This window comes from Paraburkholderia sp. MM5496-R1 (assembly GCF_050436205.1).
Classification (GTDB): domain Bacteria; phylum Pseudomonadota; class Gammaproteobacteria; order Burkholderiales; family Burkholderiaceae; genus Paraburkholderia; species Paraburkholderia tuberum.
This window is the reverse complement of record NZ_JBNDLT010000003.1, coordinates 1,595,669-1,615,042: the sequence shown is the minus strand read 5'-3', so window position 1 is coordinate 1,615,042 and position 19,374 is coordinate 1,595,669. Positions and strand designations below refer to the sequence as shown.

At 64.2% G+C, this 19,374-nt stretch carries 20 protein-coding genes; 10 read left to right on the top strand and 10 right to left on the bottom strand.

Annotated features, from left to right (window positions below):
- The first annotated feature begins 51 nt into the window (after positions 1 to 51).
- The 3 genes from OKW38_RS33695 (at position 52) to OKW38_RS33685 (ending at position 2,625) form a co-directional block, all read left to right on the top strand.
- Positions 52 to 423: a DUF4810 domain-containing protein gene (locus OKW38_RS33695; RefSeq protein ID WP_262414938.1), complete on the top strand. Its 372-nt coding sequence runs from the start codon at positions 52 to 54 to the stop codon at positions 421 to 423.
- A gap of 10 nt (positions 424 to 433) precedes the next feature.
- On the top strand, positions 434 to 1,099 hold the full coding sequence (locus OKW38_RS33690; protein ID WP_429365044.1) for a DUF799 domain-containing protein: 666 nt from the start codon (positions 434 to 436) through the stop codon (positions 1,097 to 1,099).
- A 506-nt stretch (positions 1,100 to 1,605) separates the two neighbouring features.
- Positions 1,606 to 2,625 carry a phytanoyl-CoA dioxygenase family protein gene (locus OKW38_RS33685; RefSeq protein ID WP_429365043.1) on the top strand — a complete coding sequence of 340 codons (1,020 nt, stop codon included), beginning with the start codon at positions 1,606 to 1,608 and terminating at the stop codon, positions 2,623 to 2,625.
- A 243-nt stretch (positions 2,626 to 2,868) separates the two neighbouring features.
- On the opposite strand, the gene OKW38_RS33680 is transcribed toward OKW38_RS33685, so the two are convergent.
- On the bottom strand, positions 2,869 to 3,984 hold the full coding sequence (locus OKW38_RS33680) for a beta-propeller fold lactonase family protein (RefSeq protein WP_222944828.1): 1,116 nt from the start codon (positions 3,982 to 3,984) through the stop codon (positions 2,869 to 2,871).
- Positions 3,985 to 4,163: 179 nt separating this feature from the next.
- Here OKW38_RS33680 and OKW38_RS33675 point away from each other — a divergent pair, with 179 nt between their 5' ends.
- The 5 genes from OKW38_RS33675 (at position 4,164) to gph (ending at position 7,809) form a co-directional block, all read left to right on the top strand.
- Positions 4,164 to 4,919 (top strand): TonB family protein, encoded by a 756-nt coding sequence (locus OKW38_RS33675; protein ID WP_429365042.1) that lies wholly within the window; start codon positions 4,164 to 4,166, stop codon positions 4,917 to 4,919.
- 58 nt (positions 4,920 to 4,977) lie between these two features.
- Positions 4,978 to 5,745, top strand: coding sequence for a MotA/TolQ/ExbB proton channel family protein (locus OKW38_RS33670; RefSeq protein ID WP_090809011.1), 768 nt, complete (start codon positions 4,978 to 4,980; stop codon positions 5,743 to 5,745).
- Positions 5,736 to 6,158: an ExbD/TolR family protein gene (locus OKW38_RS33665; protein ID WP_018424565.1), complete on the top strand. Its 423-nt coding sequence runs from the start codon at positions 5,736 to 5,738 to the stop codon at positions 6,156 to 6,158. Before OKW38_RS33670 ends, OKW38_RS33665 begins: the two co-directional genes overlap by 10 nt.
- 146 nt (positions 6,159 to 6,304) lie before the next feature.
- Positions 6,305 to 7,126, top strand: a complete 822-nt coding sequence (locus tag OKW38_RS33660) for an HAD family hydrolase (protein ID WP_429365041.1) — start codon at positions 6,305 to 6,307, stop codon at positions 7,124 to 7,126.
- The gene (gph, locus tag OKW38_RS33655; protein ID WP_429365040.1) at positions 7,123 to 7,809 is read left to right on the top strand and encodes a phosphoglycolate phosphatase; all 687 of its coding nucleotides are present in this window, start codon (positions 7,123 to 7,125) and stop codon (positions 7,807 to 7,809) included. Before OKW38_RS33660 ends, gph begins: the two co-directional genes overlap by 4 nt.
- A gap of 9 nt (positions 7,810 to 7,818) precedes the next feature.
- Here the strand turns inward: gph and OKW38_RS33650 are convergent, their stop codons facing one another.
- The 8 genes from OKW38_RS33650 to OKW38_RS33615 all read right to left on the bottom strand — a co-directional run bounded on the left by OKW38_RS33650 (position 7,819) and on the right by OKW38_RS33615 (position 16,924).
- Complete coding sequence (locus OKW38_RS33650; protein WP_187611501.1) at positions 7,819 to 8,481, bottom strand: ankyrin repeat domain-containing protein; 663 nt, start codon at positions 8,479 to 8,481, stop codon at positions 7,819 to 7,821.
- Positions 8,482 to 8,496: 15 nt separating this feature from the next.
- A complete protein-coding gene (locus OKW38_RS33645; protein ID WP_090809001.1) occupies positions 8,497 to 9,117 on the bottom strand; it encodes a c-type cytochrome in 621 nt (206 codons plus the stop codon).
- Positions 9,114 to 10,847 (bottom strand): pyrroloquinoline quinone-dependent dehydrogenase, encoded by a 1,734-nt coding sequence (locus OKW38_RS33640; RefSeq protein ID WP_429334365.1) that lies wholly within the window; start codon positions 10,845 to 10,847, stop codon positions 9,114 to 9,116. The genes OKW38_RS33645 and OKW38_RS33640 overlap by 4 nt, the downstream gene beginning before the upstream one ends.
- 360 nt (positions 10,848 to 11,207) lie before the next feature.
- On the bottom strand, positions 11,208 to 12,080 hold the full coding sequence (locus tag OKW38_RS33635) for a VOC family protein (protein WP_090808997.1): 873 nt from the start codon (positions 12,078 to 12,080) through the stop codon (positions 11,208 to 11,210).
- Between the two features lie 135 nt (positions 12,081 to 12,215).
- The gene (locus OKW38_RS33630) at positions 12,216 to 12,644 is read right to left on the bottom strand and encodes an RT0821/Lpp0805 family surface protein (protein WP_429334366.1); all 429 of its coding nucleotides are present in this window, start codon (positions 12,642 to 12,644) and stop codon (positions 12,216 to 12,218) included.
- Positions 12,645 to 12,660: 16 nt separating this feature from the next.
- Positions 12,661 to 14,412: a SulP family inorganic anion transporter gene (locus OKW38_RS33625; RefSeq protein ID WP_429365039.1), complete on the bottom strand. Its 1,752-nt coding sequence runs from the start codon at positions 14,410 to 14,412 to the stop codon at positions 12,661 to 12,663.
- An 82-nt stretch (positions 14,413 to 14,494) separates the two neighbouring features.
- On the bottom strand, positions 14,495 to 15,454 hold the full coding sequence (locus tag OKW38_RS33620) for a DUF2950 domain-containing protein (RefSeq protein ID WP_429365038.1): 960 nt from the start codon (positions 15,452 to 15,454) through the stop codon (positions 14,495 to 14,497).
- Between the two features lie 9 nt (positions 15,455 to 15,463).
- Entirely contained in the window at positions 15,464 to 16,924 is a 1,461-nt protein-coding gene (locus OKW38_RS33615; RefSeq protein WP_429334367.1) for a DUF3300 domain-containing protein, read from the bottom strand.
- 330 nt (positions 16,925 to 17,254) lie between these two features.
- On the opposite strand from OKW38_RS33615, the gene OKW38_RS33610 reads away from it, so the two are divergent.
- Positions 17,255 to 17,728, top strand: coding sequence for a glycine zipper family protein (locus OKW38_RS33610; protein WP_090810400.1), 474 nt, complete (start codon positions 17,255 to 17,257; stop codon positions 17,726 to 17,728).
- 18 nt (positions 17,729 to 17,746) lie between these two features.
- Positions 17,747 to 18,334 carry a hypothetical protein gene (locus tag OKW38_RS33605; protein WP_429365037.1) on the top strand — a complete coding sequence of 196 codons (588 nt, stop codon included), beginning with the start codon at positions 17,747 to 17,749 and terminating at the stop codon, positions 18,332 to 18,334.
- 15 nt (positions 18,335 to 18,349) lie between these two features.
- On the opposite strand, the gene OKW38_RS33600 is transcribed toward OKW38_RS33605, so the two are convergent.
- Positions 18,350 to 19,369: a hypothetical protein gene (locus tag OKW38_RS33600; RefSeq protein WP_429334368.1), complete on the bottom strand. Its 1,020-nt coding sequence runs from the start codon at positions 19,367 to 19,369 to the stop codon at positions 18,350 to 18,352.
- Positions 19,370 to 19,374: the final 5 nt, after the last annotated feature.

The following is a 19,374-nucleotide window of genomic DNA, read 5'->3' as shown; positions in this document are numbered from 1 at the left end:
TTCCATCCACTTTCAACCGCATCTGCCATAAATATGATGACGCGATTCACGATGAAACATAGCCGCATGATGCGGGGAATCTGTCTGCCAGCAATGGCGACAGCCATGCTCCTCACGGGATGCGCGGCGAACCGCCCCCAGCCGCTTTACCAGTGGACCGGCTACCAGCCGGCCGTGTACGACTATCTCAAGGGAGAAAAGGCTCCGCAGGAGCAGATCGATGCGCTGGAAAAGGCCCTCCAGGACATCAGCGGCAAGGGGCACACGCCGCCGCCGGGATTTCATGCGCAACTGGGCATGCTGTACGCCAGTGTCGGGAACGACACCCAGGCCATGCAGGAGTTCGAGTCCGAGAAGCAACTGTTTCCGGAGTCCTCCACCTACATGGACTTCCTGATGAAACATAAAACGAAACAGCCCTAAGCGAGCCGTCATGTCCAGATTCCTTTCTTTCAGACTTTGGTTTGCCCTCTCGACGTTCGCGTTGTTAGCTGCGTGTGCGCAACCCGTCAAGCATGCCGATTACACCGCTTTCAGGAACAGCCGGCCGCACTCAATCCTCGTTCTACCGCCCGAAAACGAGACGACCGACGTGCAGGCGACGAACAGCATGCTTTCGCAGATGACGATGCCACTCGCCGAATCGGGTTACTACGTGGTGCCGGTGGCGGTGATGGATGAGACATTCCGCCAGAACGGCCTGACCGTCCCGGCCGATATTCAGGCAACCTCCCCCGCGAAGCTTCGGGAGATCTTCGGTGCTGACGCCGCGCTGTATTCGAAGATCACACAGTACGGCACCGTGTACCACATCGTCGACAGTGCAACAGTAGTAACGGCGTCCGCCAGGCTGGTCGATCTCAAGACCGGTGACGTGCTATGGCAGGGTAGTGCGAGCGCCAACAGCAATGAGGGCAACAACAATGCTGGCGGTGGCCTGATCGGCATGCTGGTCATGGCAGCGATCAAGCAGGTTGCGAATTCGCTGACGGACAGGGGGCACGATATTGCCGGAGTGACGAGCTATCGGCTTCTGCATGCCGGGCCGCCGAACGGGCTGCTTTACGGGCCACGGTCACCTCAATACGGCACTGATTGAACAATCCTCGATCAGCAGGGACCGGCTGTGGCGGCAGATGGCTCGTACGGTACTACTGCGTAGAAAGTAGGACCTGGTCGGACAGACGATGTCAGATCGTCGGTCTCAGTGCGGCCATGAAGCGTCATTCGCCCGCACCATAGCTGGGACATTCGAAAGTCGGCTCCGCTCGGCGGATCCAACCGGTCGATGCAACACAATGAACGTCTCATGAGCGGCGCGAGTGTTGCAAATGAAACAGAGGCGCCGGTGCCTCTTCAGCTGCCGCAGCTCCGGTTTCGGCTTCGCGGCGCCAGGCGCGGTTCTCGTCACACAAACGGGAGACGATCAGAGATCACGGCTCGTGATCTTTTCGCTAACTGGCGCAGCCTCGGGTCTCGGCTGGCCAAAATCTTGTCGTCTTCCGACTCCGCGATTTCGACGACGTCCCTGCAACTAACATCCATTTGTCCATTTCGATTCGACAAACGGGCAGTGAGAGGTCGAATAAACCATGGGAGAAAACAATGGCAAGCGCGCCCCTCAATATTGACGATTCGGGCTGCAGCCTTGAAATCAGCGTCGACGAGACAGCGGCAAGCTCACGTCGTGTCCGGGCCGGTGACAAGCAAAACGAAGCAGCATTATTTTGCAGTGAGTTTCTCTCTGTCGACATCGATCAGATCATCAGCGATCTAAATGAAAATGGATATTACGCCTTCCCCTCGGCGATATCGCAATACACGCTGAAAACCATCGAGCGCGACGCGACACAAACGAGAATTGGGCTGAATGAAAACTCCATCAGCGGCGTCTACTCCGAGAAACAGTACTACCTGACCAATCTTCTCGCAGTTTCGAAGACCTTCTACAACTTTGCCACCTCGTCGTTAGTGCTCAAAATCTGCGAGCGATATCTGGGCAACGAATTCCGGCTGAAAGCGCTGCGTTATTATGAAACATATGGTGGACACCATATGCAGTGGCACACCGACAACAAGACTGACAAAGCATTCGCTCATATTCCGGGAATCATCTTTATTTTTTATGTCTCGGAGGTCGAGGATGGCGAGTTTCAATATATCGAAGGCTCTCACCTTTGGTCGGGCGAAAAGGCATATAGCGACTATACCGACGAGTTTATCGAAGCGAACTACGAGTCCGCGATCAGAAGCTTCAAGATGCCCAGTGGCTCCTTGCTGATCTACAACACATACGGCATACACAGAGCGAGGCCCGTCAACAACAAGAATTTCGTCAGGAAAAGCGTCTTCCTCCAGGTAGACAGCGAAATCCAAAGGTCCGAGCCGATTATCGTCAACACCGAATTCATCACCCGGTTGAATGACCAGATCTCGATGTTTTTGGGTTTTGGGCAACCGTCCGACTATGAGGTCTTTCCAAAAACCACGCTGAACTCCTTGCCCCTCGACAGGAAGATTATCCGCGTGATGACGAGATATGTTTTGTATCGCCTCTCCCGCGGGGCTTTTTCCAGGCTCCCGCATTCTGTCCGACTCGCCGTCAGGCGGCTCATCAAAAGGTAGTCGGTTGCGCCGCGGCTCGCCTGCTCTCTTATATAGGTTGCTGACTTAGGGAGTCCTTCTTCTTGAACGAGCTCGTTGCATCGCTTGCGGATGCGACGAATCTCATCTGGACGTCAAGTGACATGGAAATTTTTAGCGGGACGGTGACCTTCTGGTTCATCGACCGGGCACTCGCGGCGGCGGTGCCGCGCGCGAACGTACTGGTATGGCAGGACCCGATAACAGCTCATTCGCCCGCCTCGCTCAATGCGATTCGATCGAGCCGTCGCTGTGCGGATACGTGACGATGCCCCACGCGAGCGGCAGCTCGCCGATCTGCTTGAGCGGCTGATAGCTCTTCGCGTCGAGCACGTAGACCGCGTCGGAGCGACCGCACGCAACCATCAGCTTCGAGCCGTCCGGCGTGAAGCTGAAATGCCAGCAGCGCTGGCCGACCGGCACATCGGCGACATGTTCGTACGTGTGGCCGTCGAACACCTGCACCACCCTGTCGCGCGCGGCGGCCACGAAGAGCCGCTGACCGTTCGGGCCGAACGCGACGCCATAGGGACCAAGCTTGGTGTCGACGGTCTTGACTACGTCGAACGTGTGCGCGTCGATCACGACGAACTTGCTGAGCGACTCCAGCGTGACAACATAATGCTTGCCGTCAGGCGACAGCCGGATGCCGCGCGGCCGGCCGCCCGCCGCGAGCTTCACGGTTCGGATCGGCGCGCCGGTTCGTGTGTGATAGATCGACACCGTATCGTCGCCTTCGTTGGTGACCAGCATCATCTGGCCGTCGCGCGAGAATTCGATGCCTTCGGTTTCGTGGCCGCTCGTGACCGAACGGATCACGTGCCAGTTTTTCATATCGATGATCGCGATTTCGGCGGGCGGCTTGTTCGCGTCGTCGTCGTCCGCGCCGGGCTTGTTGCCCGCGTTCGCTTCGGGCTTATTGTCCCCCTTCGCGTCGGGTTTGGCTCCCGGCGGCCCGCCGTCCTCGCCGGGCTCGTAGGTCACGTACGCGTAGCCGTTGCGCACCCGCACATATTCAGGGTTTTTGCCGATCTTCACGCGCTGGACGACCTTGCCCGTGGCGGTGTCGATCACCGCGAGATCGTTCGTGTTCTTGTTGGCGACCAGCAGACGCGTGCCATCGGCGTTCAGGCTCAGGCCGCGCGGGCCACCGGCGCCGACCGGAAAGGTCTGCGTGAGCGTCATCTGATCGAGATCTATCACGCCGACGCCGGCCTTCTCGCTCGTCACGTAGGCGAGCGGCGCGGCCGCGGCATGCGCGGCGCTCGCGGCCAGCACGAGCGCGCAGGCCAGCGCGAGGGAACGGCGTGGTGGTCGGGGGAAAATCCGTGTCTCCAGCATCGTTGTACTCCGGGTTGATATGGCGGCGCCGCGATGGTTCGCGTCATCATTTCAAGGTAGCCCACCGGGCGATTGTTTGACAACGCGGATCGGCGGGAGATTTTCCCGAATTGCTTCGCGCCGGCCGTCGCGGGTTTGAAAAGCGGGGTCGGCGGGGGACAATGAGCGCGGAGGTGGCGATGATGCTGCAAGTTGCCATGGTGAACCCAGGAAGTCCTACGAATGCCGCGGCCGGTTACCGTCGCGCGGCCATCGTGCTGGGCGCCGTGATCGTCGCGCATCTGGTGCTGCTCGCCATCGCGTTGAGCGCGCGTAACCGGATCGTCGAGCGTCCGGTCGAGCCGCGCACGATCACCGCGTCGCTGCTGAGCCCCGAGCCTCCCGCTCCGGTTGTTTCACCTCCCGCGCCGCCCCCACCCGCCGCTGTCGTTCCGACGGCGCCAACACCGCCGGTCACGCACCCCGCCGTGCGCGTCAAACCGGCGCCGCAGCCTCGCGCGCAGGTGCCGCGCAGTGTGGAAAAGCCTGTGCCGACACCGTCTCCGACACGCGAAAGCACCGCGCAGCCCGTCACGCAAGCCGCCGTGCCAACAGCCGCCGCGCCGTCGGCGGCATCGGCTCCCGCCGTCCATCCGGCGGTGCCCGCGTCGACCGAGCCGCGCAACGTGTCGCACGTCGACTGCTCGATTCCGAAGCCCGACTATCCCGACATCGCGAAGCGGCGCGGCGAGCATGGCACGGCGATCGTGCGTTTCGTCGTCGGGCTGAGCGGGCATATCGAAACGGCGCAGTTGCAAACCAGCAGCGGCTCCGCGCGGCTCGACGACGCGGCACTCGCCGCCGTCCATGCGGGCGCCTGCCAGCCGTACACCGAAAACGGCACGCCGGTGCGCGCCGCATACTCGCAGTCGTTCGTGTTCGGACTGACCGAGTGACGCGACAGGGTGAGCGCACCGCCAAACAGACCAGGGACACCAAACGAAGGAACTCGCCATGCAACACTACGGACTCGCAAACGTCTGGGATTCAGGTGATATCGTCACGCGCGGCATTCTGAGCGTGCTCGTGATCATGTCGGTGCTGTCGTGGACGGTGATCATCGTGAAGCTGTGGCAACTGATCCGCCTCAGACGCGCAACCCGGAGCGACGCGCGCTTCTGGAGCGCGGACCGCTTCGACGACGGGCTGCGCAGCCTCGGCCATCCGGAATCGGGCGCGCACGACAATCCGCTGCTCGCGCTCGCGCTGGCGGGCCATGAAGCCGCGACGCACCATCGGCAGACGCAGCAGCATCTGCACGACCGCATCGACGTGTCCGACTGGATCACCCGGCGTCTGCAGGACACGATGGACGAGACGATCGCGCGCCTGCAAAGCGGCCTCGCGATTCTCGCGTCGATCGGCAGCACCGCGCCTTTCGTCGGGCTGTTCGGCACCGTGTGGGGCATCTACCATGCGCTGATCGTGATCGGCGAGACCGGTCAGACCTCGATCGATCATGTCGCCGGCCCGGTCGGCGAGTCGCTGATCATGACGGCGTTCGGGCTCTTCGTCGCGATTCCCGCCGTGCTCGGCTACAACGGTCTGACGCGCGCGAACCGCTCGATCGTCGCGCGCCTGAAGCGCTTCGCGCACGGCTTGCACGCGTACTTCGTGACCGGCTCGCAGTTGCCGTCGAGCGCCGGGCCGCAGATGCGCGTGGTGCCGCGCGGCACCAACGCGACGAACGCAAACCGCGACGGAGACCTCGAATGGCAATGAGCCCTTTCTCCGACGACGACGATCAAGGTTTGATGAACGAGATCAACATGACGCCGCTCGTCGACGTGATGCTGGTACTGCTGATCATTTTTCTCGTCACCATTCCGGCGCTGCAACACGCGGTCAGGATCGATCTGCCGCACGCAAGCAGTCAGCCGGAAGCGCTCAAGCCCGCGCACGTGGACGTCGCGGTGCAGGCGGACGGCACGGTGCTGTGGGACGGTCAGCCCGTGACCGACGACGCCTTGCGCGCGCGCATCGCGCAAGCCGCCCTCGCGACGCCGCAGCCGGAGCTGCATTTGCGCGCCGATCGCAAGGTGCCGTACGAGCGGGTGGCGATCGTGATGTCAGCGGCGCAGCGTGGCGGACTGACGAAGCTGGGCTTCGTGACCGATCCGCAGTTGGGCAAATGACGCGGCGCGGCGTGCGTGTTCGGTGCGTGCCGGCACACAAAGTCCCGCTTATCGGCGGCGAAAGAATCTCTGAATTTGAATCGGCGGACGGCTCGGCTATCGTGGTGCGTGTCTGAACGGCACCCCACCCTTGCGAGGACCGCACGATGCAAGCCCTCATCTTCGACGTCGACGGCACGCTCGCCGACACCGAGACTGCTCATCTGCACGCCTTCAACGCCGCGTTCGCCGAAGCGGGCCTCGACTGGTTCTGGGACGAAGCGCTCTATTCCAGCTTGCTGAAAGTGGCGGGCGGCAAGGAGCGTCTGCTGCATTACTGGCGCACGGTCGAGTGCGAGGAAGCCGGGGGCCCGCGAGCGCGAGAGGCCGTCGACGCGCTGCACGCGCTGAAGACGCGCCACTACACCGAGCGCATGCGCGAGCGCGGCGTGCCGCTACGACCCGGCATCGCGCGTCTGATCGACGAGGCGAACGAGGCCGGTCTACGCGTGGCGATCGCGACGACCACGACGCCCGCCAACCTTGACGCGCTGCTGCAAGCGCATTTCGGCGCCAGTTGGCGCCATCGCTTCGCGGCGATCGGCGACGCCGGCACCACGCCGGCAAAAAAGCCCGCCCCCGACGTCTATCGCCACGTGCTCGAACAGCTCGGCTTGCAGCCCGCGGCCTGTCTCGCCTTCGAGGACTCGCGCAACGGCCTGCTGGCGGCGCGCGCCGCGCGCGTGCCCGTCGTGGTCACGCCGAGCGCTTTTACCGCGCGCGAGGACTTCGATGGCGCGCTGGCCGTGCTGCCTCATCTCGGCGATCCGCACGCGCCGATCGTTCCGATGGTGCGCGGCGAATGGCATCGCTGGGTGGACCTGGCGACACTGCGCCGTTGGCATCAAGACGCCACGCGTCGTCCCGATTCGGCCGCGCACGGCGCACTGAACGCGGACCAGGCGAACGCGAGCGCGTCACGGCAATGAACCGCGACTACCACGCTGTCCTGATCGATCTCGACGGTACGATGGTCGATACCGCGCCGGACATCGTCGCGGCTGCCGGCCTGATGCTGACGGATTTCGGCGCCACGCCGCTGCCGTACGACAGGGTGACCGGCTTCATCGGCAACGGCGTGCGCAAGCTCGTGCAACGCTCGCTGGATGCGGCGGGCCTCGGCGAGCACGTCGAACTGGACCACGCGCAGGCCGTGTTCGAGCGGCACTACGCGGTGACCAACGCGGCGCTGGGTCGGGTTTTTCCTGGCGTGATGGCCGGGCTGCGCGCGTTGCAGCAGCACGGGTACCGCTGCGCGTGCGTGACCAACAAGCCGCAGGCGCTGGCGGCGGCGCTGCTCGACAAAACGGGGCTTGCCGCTTATCTGGACGGGCTGGTCGCGGGCGACACCGTGGCGAGCATGAAGCCGTCGCCCGAGCCGCTTTGGCACGCGTGCCGGCTGCTCGACGTCGAGCCCGAACGTTGCGTGCTGGTCGGCGATTCATCGGTCGATGTCGCGGCAGCGCGCGCGGCCGGTCTGCCGGTCTTCATCGTCAGCTACGGCTATGGCAGCGCGAGCGGCACCGACCTGCCGCGCTGCGACGCGCTGATCGATTCGTTCGAGGCATTGCCGGCGATTCTGGCGCAAGCGCGGCCGGCATTGCGTGCGTGATTCGAGTCGCTAACCCGCCGACAACAACCCCGCGACGCGCTCCGACTTCGTCTGCACCGCGATATCTTTCGCCGTCATCCCGCGATTGTCCTTCAACGACCGGTTCGCGCCGCGCGCGAGCAACAGTTGGGCGGTCTCCGCGCGATCGTATCCCGCCGCCCACATCAGCGCGGTCAGTTCGTTCTTGTAGGTCCGGTTCACGTCGACGCCCGCATCGAGCAACTGACCGACGACCTTCGTTTGCCCCTGGCCCGCTGCGTATTCCATCGCGGTCTTGCCGACGCGATCGGTCGCGAGCGGCTCGGCGCCATGCGCGAGCAGCAGCGCGACGATCTCGTCGAAGCCGCCGTAGGCAGCGGCCATCAGCGGTGTATCGCCCGGCGCGTTCGCATGCTGCACGTTCGCGCCGCGCTCGATCAGCGTGCGCGCCATCGCCGTATCGCCCTTCTTGCACGCGGTGACGAGCGCGGTGTCGCCGATCCGGTTCATCGCATCGACCGACGCGCCGCGCTGCAGCGCCGCGACGACCGACTGCTGATCGTCGTCCTTCGCGGCCGCGAGCAGTTGGCGGTTGATTTCCCCCTGGTCCTGGGCGAGCGCCGGCACCCATGCGCCGAATGCGCTGGCGAGCAGAACGGCGGCCGCAAGCTGCCGAGTGAACATGTCTGTCATGGTGTCTTCCCCGTGCTAATGCAGATTGTTGATATAAGCGGCCAGATGATGGATGTCGTCGTCGGACAGATTACGCGTCACGCTGGTCATGTTGCCCGCATCGTTGGTGCGTGTGTGCGAGCGGAAGTCCTGCAATTGCTTGACGATGTACTGATACTGCTGGCCCGCGACGCGCGGAATCTCGTTCTGCCCGGAAAAGCCACCCAGGTGGCACATCGTGCACAACAGCTCGGCGGCCTTCTTGCGGCCCGCCTCGATGCTCGCGCCATCCGCGTTGAACGGCACCGATACGGGCTTCTGCGCGGCGAAGTAGTCGGCGAGGTCCTGCATGTCCTCGCTCGACAGGTTCGCCGCCATCGGCGACATGCGCGGATCGCTGCGCCGTCCCTGCTTGAAGTCCTTCAGCTCCAGATACAGGTAGCGCGCGGTTTGCCCGGCCAGAATCGGATAGTCCGGATTGGTCGAATTGCCCATCGGCCCATGACAGGCCACGCACACCTGCGCTTTCGCCTTGCCCGCCTCGGCGTCGGCGCGCGCGCCCGACGGCAGCCATGCGGCGATCAGTCCGCCGCACAGCAGCGCCACCCATGCAGCGCGCGCCCCACCCGGCGCTCCCCGCGGCGCCGGCCGCCTCATGGCACCGCGAACACGACGACGCTATTGCCGCGCTTGAAGTCGATCTGGGTATTGCCGCCCGCCGCGACCGCGATGTACTGCTTGCCGTTGACCATGTACGACACGGCCGGCGCGTTGACGCCCGCGCCGCACTGGAACTCCCACAGCTTCTTGCCGGTGGCGGCATCGAACGCGCGGAACAGGCCGTTACCCTCGCCGTTGAACACGAGACCGCCCGCCGTTGCAAGTACGCCGCCGATCAGCGGCTGGTCGGTCTTGTAGTCCCACGCGATCTTGCCGGTGTCGACGTTGACGGCCGACAGCTTGCCCCATTGCGCCTCGGACGGAATCAGCTTGAAGGCGCCGCCCAGCCACAGCTTGCTGCCGCCCGGATAGGCGGCGTCCTCGACCTGGTACGTCATCGGCTGATTCAGGTTGGCCGCGTAGACGAGGCGCGTTTGCGGATCGAACGCGATCGGCGACCACTCGACGCCGCCGTTCGCGCCCGGCAGCATGCGCGCGCCGGCTGCTGTCGGCAGGGTCCACATGTTTTCCTGCGGAATCATCGCCTGCGAGAAGCGGATCAGACGGCCGGTCGCACGATCATGCACGTACACGTTACCGGTCTTGCCCGCATGCACGATGCCGGGGATCATCTTGCCGTCGTTGTCGCGCACGTCGATCAGCACCGGCGGGCTCACTGCGTCGAGGTCCCAGACGTCGTGCGGCACGTACTGGTAGTGCCATTTGTACTTGCCGGTGTCGAGATCGATCGCGACGAGCGAATCCGTATAGAGGTTGTCTCCCGGCCGGATCGCGCCATACAGGTCCGGCGACGGGTTGCCGACCACGAAGTACACCGTGTGCGTTTTCCGGTCGACCGCCGGCGTCATCCACACGCCGCCGCCGAGCGTCTTGTAGAAGTCGCCGCCCTTGTCGGCCAACTGCTTCTTCTCCGCGTCGATGTCGCGCTTCTCGTCGCGGCCGGTCGCGTCTTTGGTGGCCCACACGCCTTCCTGGCCGGTTTCCGGAATCGTGTAGAAGGTCCACAGCAACTGGCCGGAATTCGCGTCGTACGCCTTCACGAAGCCGCGAATGCCGTACTCGCCGCCGTTCGTGCCGATCAGCACCTTGCCGTCGACGACCGTCGGCGCCATCGTTTCCGAGTAGCCCTCGTCGGGATTGGCGATCTGGCTTTGCCACAGCACGTTGCCGGTTTTGGCGTCGAGCGCGACGAGCTTGGAATCGAGCGTGCCCATATAGAGCCGGTCACCCGAAATCGCGACGCCACGATTGTTCGGCCCGCAACAGAACGTCGTGACCGGACCCATCTTGTGCTTGTAATGCCAGAACTCTTTGCCCGTCGTCGCATCGATCGCGTACACGTGATCGAACGACGTGGTCAGGAACATCACGCCGTCCTTCACGATCGGCGCCGTTTCCATCGACTCGTTGACGGCCGTCTGGAAGATGAACGCCGGCCTGAGCTTCGCGACGTTCGTCCGGTTGATCTGCGAGCCGGGGTAATAGCGCGTCTGCGCGTACGAGCCGTTCGGATGGAGCCAGACCGCCGTCATGCTGCCGGCGCGATCGAGCTGATCCTGGGTCACAGGCTGAAGCCTCGATGGCACCGGCGCGGCGGTGGTGGTCGAGCTGTTCTGTACTTCGTCGGCGGCATGAGCCGCAGGCAAGCCGAACGCGATGGCGAGCAGTGGCAGGCCGACAATTCCCTGAATACGGTTGAATGGCATGAGCGTCTCCTAGCTTTTTATTGTTCCTATGAATTGCAGCGCAGGAGTGCGACATGGATCCACGCGGACGACAGCGTGAAAGAGCACGATGGCGCAACCCTCGCAGACGACAAAAGCGTACGACTTCGAATCGTTGTTAGCTTTGTCAGGACGGGTCGGCTTCGCAGAGAGGGGAGAAGTGATGCACGGGTCCGCGGAAAACCGGCTCGTTTAAGGGTAGGCGATGTGTTGTGGATTTTCTAGATTAAATCGTTAAGGAGTGGCGAGCGATCAGCGTGCACCGTTGTGGTCGCTGACCGCCGCCCTGATCGTCGCGTTTTCACCTCGGTCGCTTCGCGTTGCCGCCGCTCGTTGAGCCGATCAGAACCGGCCGCCGCGCGAATCGGCCCCCTGCTGATAGTTCCGGTTGGTCTGTTCAGGATTCCGGTTCACCAGCGGGCGCGCGTAAAGTGGGTGATGCAGGCTCCGTACTTCGTGTTCGAGCCGGAAGCAACGCTCTCCGGATGACAGATCGAGCAGGTCGGCAAACCGGTATTGATGCGGCTCTTCTCCATATACCAGACCTTTTTCGGCGAGCCGTGTGAACGGCCCCGAAAAAGCAGCGGTGTAAATGGCGATATGGTGTCCGTCGTATTCAGGAATGGGCTGGGTCGTTTCCGCGTACAGCAGTTGTTGATGCGTGCCGATATCGATCACCGCGCGGTGCAATCCATGCTTCTCTTCGATGTCGACGGTCGCATCGAACATATCGCGGTAGAAGCGCGCGATAGGCAACGCGCTGCCGACCGGCACATCCATCTTCACGAACGCGATGCCCAGATCGATGTCCGACCACGGAGCCGACGCGGATCGATTGAAAGGATCGAGGCACTCGTAGCGGTTGCCCCACGGACACGTCACTTCGACACTGCCTGCGCGCTCCGTCCAGCCGAACGCGGTGCCGGCGAGCAGCGGTTCAACCGAGCGCAGCCGCCTCACCAGCGCTTCGAGCTCGCCGACCACGAGACCGACACTGCCGCGCAGACGTTGCGCCGCCCCGTGCGGCAAGTGAATCTGCGACCGGCCGACGTTGATCCACATATTCTCGACCCCGGTCATCACGAACGGATCGCGCGTGAGCCCAAGGCCGGTGACGTAGAAGGCGGTCGCGAGAATCTGGTTGGGGATTTTCAGGTTGACATGTTCGAGCAGGATCAGATTGCCGGTATCGTCGTTAGCGTAAGAGTGTTCCATGTGTTTGCCTTGTGCATGAGCCGCGAAACGCTGGACAAATTATGCATCAACAGGGCAAATGGTACGTGCTCGTGCAACTCGGGCGGCGCGGCGACGCCGCCATGTTCGGAGGCGTATGAAGCGACACGCATGCGCTTATTGCTTCAGAATCTTCCACGGCCCATTGCCGGTTTTGCAGACGATCGGCGTCCACGTTTGGGTCTGTCCTTTCGCGACCGCGGTCAGCGTCGCGGTCCGGCAGGTTCGATCGCCGTCCTTCGTCGTGTCCTGCGGCGTCACCGTGCCCTTGATCGACACGGAATTGCCGGTGCCCGCATTGCTCCACTCGTACGATTCGCCATCCTTTTTTGTATCGAGCGCCTTTTGCGCCGCGTCGTTGAGCGCTTTACGGTCGGCCTCGCGCATGTAAGTAATGGGCGTGTCTTTCAGAAAGTTCAGGTTCGCTGCGTAACACAACATGGGGCTGGCGAGCAGCGCCGCTGCCGCAAGCCACTGCGTGATCGTGTGGGCGTACGCGGCGTCGAGTGCGGGCGCGCCCGCGCCAGGACGAAATTGACGTGACATGGGTTTCTCCTCGAGTTCATCCGCGATCCGCGTCGTCCGCGAAATCGCCGTTTTGCTGGAATGCGTCAACGATGTCGGCCACCGAGCCGCGTCGGCCGATGTGGCCGACACGAACTTCGAGCCCCTCGGCGCGCAGCATGTCGCGCACGTCCGCGTGCGCGCCGACGACCTTCATCGCGGCGCCCGCGGCCTCCAGCGCGCCGTGCATCGCTTCGAGCATGCGCGCGCCCGCCAGATCGACGACCGCCGATGCGGACAGATCGCAAATCACGAGCCGGACCGGTTCGGGTGCGGTGTGGATCATGCGCCAGATCGTCTCGCGCACGTGCTCGACGTTGAAGTACAGCAACGACGCCTCGACACGCACCGCCAGCACATGCGCAATCGTCTCGTTCTCGGCATGACGTTCGATATCCGAGAAATAGCGCGTGCCGGGAATACGCCCGAGCATCGCGACATGCGGATGCGCAGCGCGGTGGATGATCAGCAGCATCGACACGAGCACCGCGACGATGACGCCCTTCAGGATGCCCAACAACAGCACCGCCGCGAACGCCACCATCGAAATCGCGAATTCGAAGCGGCTCACGCGCCACACATGACGCAGTTCGCCGACGTCGACGAGGCCCTTCACGGCCACGAGCACGATCGCCGCCAGCACGACGTTGGGCAGATTCGCCAGCAGTCCGGTGAGGAACATCAGACAGAAGCCGATCGCGAGCGACGCGAATACCAGCGCAAGCGCGCTTTTCGCGCCGGCCTTGTCGTTCACCGACGATTGCGAAAGCCCTCCCGCAACCGGGAAGGCCTGGAACAATCCCGCCGCCAGATTGGCCGCGCCGAGACCCAGCAATTCCTGGCGGGCGTCGATCTCGTAACCATGTGCCTGCGCGAGCGCGCGCGCGGCCGAAACGCTCTCGACGTATGCCAGCAACAGGCACGCGAACGCCAGCGGAACGATGCCGTCGACATCGCGCAGCCGCAGCCCGGGCAGACGGAATTCAGGCAAGCCTTGAGGGAGCGCGCCCACGAGCGTGAAGCCGCGGCTGGCCAGCGGCGTGACGGACAACACGACGATCGAGGCAGCGACGACGGCGAGCGCCACCGGACGCCCCGGCAAAAACTTTTCGCCGAGCAGCAGCAACGCGATGCAAACGAGGCCGAAACCGAGCACGCCGAGGTTGGTCAGCGGAAGCTGCCCCCACAGCACGGCGATCCGTTCGAAGAAGAATTCGCCGCCGCCTTTCACCCCGAACAGCTTCGGTAGCTGGGTCATCGCGATCGTCAGCGCGGCGCCCGCCTTGAAGCCGAGCAGGATCGTCTCGCTGATGAAGCTGACGAGCGAACTCAAGCGCAGCAGCCAGCCGATCACGCACATGCACGCGATCAGCACGGACGTGAGCGCCGCGATCGAAGCCCAGCGCGAGGGGTCGCCCCCGGCCATCGGCACGAGCGTCACGCCGACGAGCATCGAGATCGCCGAGGTCGGGCCGATCGCGAGCTGGCGCGACGAGCCGAACAGCGCATAACAGAGGCCGCCGACCAGATAGCCGTAGATGCCGTATTGCGGCGGCAAGCCGGCGAGCGACGCATAGGCGAGCGATACCGGAATGCCATAAGCCGCGAGCGTCACGCCGGCGACCGCGTCCTTCGCGAGCCATCGAGGCTGATAGCTTCGCAGCCACTGCGCGGGAGGAAACGCGCAGCGCCACCCGCGCGCGGGTGGCGTGGAAGACGCGCGGCCGGTGACGCTCTGTGGATGGTTCAACGTAGCGCCTCGAGTACGGAAGCGGACCTGACGGAAGCACGGGCGCGCTGTACGGCCTTCGCCTCAGCCAACCCGGAGCGGCTCAGAGCGAATCCTTGACGCGCTGCCACGTGTGATCCGGATTGAACTCGGTCACAGGCGGCGCGTGCGCGCCACGGTCCTTCTGGTAGATGACGCCGTTGTTGTTGACCACGAAGGTCATCACGCCGCTCGTGCCGTACCGCGCCGGGTAAGCGACCATCGCGAAACCCGCGATCATGTGGCCGTTGATCACGTAGCTGAACGCGCCGCCCGGCGCGTTCTTGCCCTGCCGCGTCAGGATGTGGAAATGGTAGCCCCGGTAAGGATCGCCCGCCGCGTGGCCTTTCAGATATTCGGAACTCGCGGCGACGAGCGGTCCGAACGGACTCTCTTCTTCGTCACTGTTTTCGTCGGTGGGCCAGTAGAGACCGTCCTGCTTGCCGGGTGTGCTGGCCAGCTTCTGCGCGTATTCGAGCAGGCCGTCGTGGTTCCGGTCGCGCGACGCGTATTGACGCTGCGCGCCGATATAAGCCTGCAGCACCTTGATCGCTTCGAGTTCGTTGGCGCCGATCCGTCGATTGATCAGTTCTTCTTCGCCCTGCTCGGTGGCGAAGCGCCAGGTGCCGTCCTCTTTGACGATCGGTATCGGCATCGGCCACGCCTCGTCGCCGACCAGCAGAATCCGCCGGTTCGGGCCCCTGTCGTCGAGCACGTGATAGGCCTCGATCTCCTTGCTCGCCTTGGCCCAGTTCGCCTCGTTCTCCGCCTGATCCGGCGATACCACGAGGCTCTTGTGCGCTTCGCCGAAGATCGCGACGAGCGACGCTTCGTCGTCGGTCTTCAGTGCGCTGGACAGCGCGGCGACCGCGTCTTCAGGGGTGGCGAAAGTGCGCTGCCCCGCGGCGAGCGCGGCCAACGGAATCGACAGCGCGAGCACCATCGCGCACAGCCGACGCGATGTGGCCACACGTCGCCGCGAATCGTCGCGTGGGCGCTTTCCGGTGATGCTTTGTCCGCTCATGGCTGCTCCTTATCGCCGTCCGCCGCCGCGGCCGCCACCGCCACCGCTGGGCCGCGGCGAGAATCCACCACCGCCGCCGCCACGGCCGGCACCGCCGGAGAACCCACCGCCACCGGAATTTCCGCCGCCACGCGTCGATTGACGGCTCGCCGCGCCGCGCGCGCTGTTGGCTTGCGCGTCGCGCGCCGAGCCGTAGCCGCTGAACGCATCGCCGCCGCCCCCAGGCGACGCGCGCTGACTCACCTCGCGTGTGCCCGCCGACGCCGTCGGACGCTGGGACGCCTGCGGCCGCCCTTGCGCGCCAGCACCGCCGCCCGCGAAGTTTGCGCCGGCGCCGCCACCCGCGCCGCCACCTGCATAGTTTGCGCCGCCGCGGTTGCCGCCCGCCAACCCACCGCCCGCGCCCGCGCCTGCACCCGCGCCGCCGCCGCGCGACGGCGGATCGCCGACCCGTTGCGTGCGCGCCGAGCGATCCGAGATACCGCTGACCTGGCCCGGCTTCTTGTCCGAGGTCCACGCGGAGGTGCCCCCTCCCTGCCCGCGTCCACCGCCGCGGTTGATGTCGCCCGTGTTGATATTGCCGCGCTCGACGTTCCTATCGCCGCGCTCGACGTTTCTATCGCCCCGCTCGACGTTTCTTTCGCGGTTGATGTTGATGTTGTTGTTGCCGCCGCCTCCGTAATGCGTTTCATAGTGCCCGCCGTTCCAGGCGGCGGTAATCGCCGCGCCCCAGATCAGCCCCGTCGCGAGCGCGGCGCCGGGCGCGTACGGATAGTAGTAGGCCGGATAGGGCGTGGGCGCGTAGGCGTAGGTCACGGGCGCGCTGGCCACCACGATGGTCTGCGGGTTGTACTGCGGCACGTAGATCACCTGCGGATCGGCCGGCTGGATCTTGATCACTTCCTTCTCGACCACCACGACCTGCTTGTCGTCGGATTTTAGATGCCCCGCCGACTGCGTTTGCCGCCGGAAGCGCTGAATCGCTTCGAGCACCGAGCCCTGGTCGGCAACGACGGCCTCGCCGAGATTGATCGTCCAGTCGAGATCGGTGCTCATGTTCTTGACGATGCTGGGGTAATTCAGCAGCGCCTTCACCGGATCGTGCCACGCGTCGTTGAGCTTGAGCGACTTATCGTTTTTGTACTGGTCGAGAAAGCGATCGGCCTGCACGATTTCGACGGGATAGGTGGAGGCAGGAAGAATGATCGCGATCAGATCGTCCGGATATAGCGCGATCGGTCCGACGAGCTTGTCGAGCGCCGCCGCGGAAACGGGTGCGTTCGGGGCCGCGTTCGCCGGGGCGTTCGCGGCCGGCGCCTGCGCCAGCGACACCGCAGTGGAGAACGCGCCGCAGCACGCCAGAAGCGCGGCGCCCAGTACATGGCTGATGCGTCGCGCGCGCTTCGCCTCGTCGTCGAGCGCCGTTGCAAACGGGATGATGCGTGTACGAGCACGCGAATCGCGGTCCATCGATGCTTCCCCTTGCGCTTTGTCAGCGGCCCCGGGCGGCATGGCCATGATCTTTGACAGACAGTTGTCCGAAGCAATGAAAACGACCTGCACCTGTCGCATGAATACAGTTTGGAAACCATGGACGAAATTGCAAATACGACCTTGGTCCGATTGCGCGCGACAGGCCCGCGACACCATGATGAACGCGAACCTGCCATTGCTGCGCATCCACCGCGCGGCAACCGGTCCCACCAGAATTCCCATTCACGGGTGCCGGTTGCGCCCTCACGCCTGAGCAAACAGGAAGCCGGCGACTCGCACCCGCGTGTGCCCACGCAAGGAGCTGTCGTGAACAAGTCTACGAAATATGCCGTGATCGCCGCGTTGAGCGCGTCGCTATCGCTGGAAGGCCTGGCGCAATCGAGGCCGATTGCCTATCCGGCCAGAGGGCAAAGCCCGCAGCAACAGCAGCAGGACGAAGGCGCCTGCTATTCGTGGGCGAAGAGCAATACCGGCATCGACCCGACCATGGTCGCCAATGCCCCGCCCCCGCCTTCCGGCCCCGCGGTGGGAGGCGGCGAGCGCGTGCAGGGCGCCGCGCGCGGCGCGGCCGGCGGCGCGATCATCGGCGCGATTGCGGGCGACGCCGGCAAGGGCGCGGCGATCGGCGCGGCGACCGGCACGATGGTCGGCGGGTCACGCGCGCGGCAGAACCGGCGCGCGGCCGCGACACAATCGCAGGCGCAAACGCAGGGCTCGATGGACACGTTCAATCGCGCTTTCGCCGCCTGCATGTCGGGGCGGGGTTACACGGTCAATTGATCGCGCAAGGAGAGCAAAATGATTAACCGCAAACTGATCATCGCGGCGGCGCTCGTGTGTCTCGCGAATACAGGGTTCGCTCAGACGGAGGCACCCGTCACGGTCAAGAGCGAGCCCGGCAAAGTCACCGTGTCGGGCATGGTCAAAACGACCGCGACGGTCGTCGGCATCGAGCCGGCAACGCGCACCGTCTTGCTCAAGGACCCGAAGGGCAAGGTCGTGCAGGTCGTGGTCGGCGAGGAAGCGCGCAACTTCGATCAGATCAAGGTCGGCGACGTGGTCAAGGCCGAGTATTCTCAGGCTCTGACCATCATGCTGAAAAAAGGCAACGCGCCGCTGACCGCCAACGAAACGCAGACGCTCGAACGCACACCGGCGGGCGCGAAACCCGGCGGCTCGGCCTCGCGCGAAGTCACGATCATGGCTAACGTCATCGCGGTCAATCACCAGAGCGGCGCGGTCACGCTTAAAGGCCCGCAAGGCAACACGGTGGATCTGATCGTGCAGGATCCCGAACAGCTCAAGCGGATCAAAAAAGGCGACCAGATACAAGCGGTCTATACCGAGGCCGTGGCCATCTCCGTGGAGCCGGTCGCCGGCAAATAGCAGGCATGGCTCGCGTCAGATCAGGCGGTGCGCTTGCGCGAGGCCGCTAAGGGGAGGCGTAAAGTCCGCGCGTCGAAAACGCACCGTCGAGAAAACCCGTATCGCATTGGGACTCTCCGGCAGACGCGCAAGGCGAAACTCGATTTCGTGCGCGGGCCGCGTATCTCCCTCTTCCAGGACGACGTTCATCCGGTCGAGCCGGTACACGCTCCTGCGCACGTAGAAATGCGCATCCGGCGCCCCCAGTACACCGCACATCACGTCGAGATGCCGCTCCAGCGCCTCTGTCTTCAGGCCCAACTGCGCCAGAGCCTGATCGTTCTCTTCGATCTGCGCCTGCAGCTTCGCCACTTCCGCGTAATTCGACGTCGCGTCGCTACCAAGCAGCGAGCGCACGCCCGCCCCTTGCCGTTCGAGAATCGTCAGGCGCGTTTTCAGCAGCGCCCTTTCGCGTTGCAATTCGTCCTGCCGCGAGGTGTCGGCCTCGATCTTGCCGAGGGCTTCGAGCACGAGCTGATCGACGATCCGCAACACGATCTGGCGCCGCAACGCGGCTTCGGATTCTTCGCACACGCGCACCTGGTGATCGCTGAAGTTGATGGTCGTCTGCGCGAGATCGGTTTGCGTCGTTTCGCCGTGTTGCCCGACGCCGAAAATACGCCGCTCGTCCATGGCCATGCCGAGCACCGCGAATACCTGATCGGCAGCGGGATGGTCGCTGAAGAACGTGTTCAGCTCGTGTGAGCGGTTGAAGACCGGGCAGACGTCGTCGGGTGTGGCGAAAAAGGCGTGGATATACGGGTCTGTCGCCCACGCCGCCGCGTTCGCTTCGCGCGTCGGCGGCACTTCATCGGCGAGCCGGAGCAGATAGGCGGTCGTGTGTTGCACGGCGGGCCGCAGGCGCGACGCATAGTTGCGCGCGAGCCGCAACGAAGGACAGAGCCCGACGATCCGCTCGACGATTTCCTTCGTCTGCTGATCGTCGCTCTCTTCGGAAGCGTTGCGCCTGGTCAGCCACCGCGACAGCAGACCCATGCCCG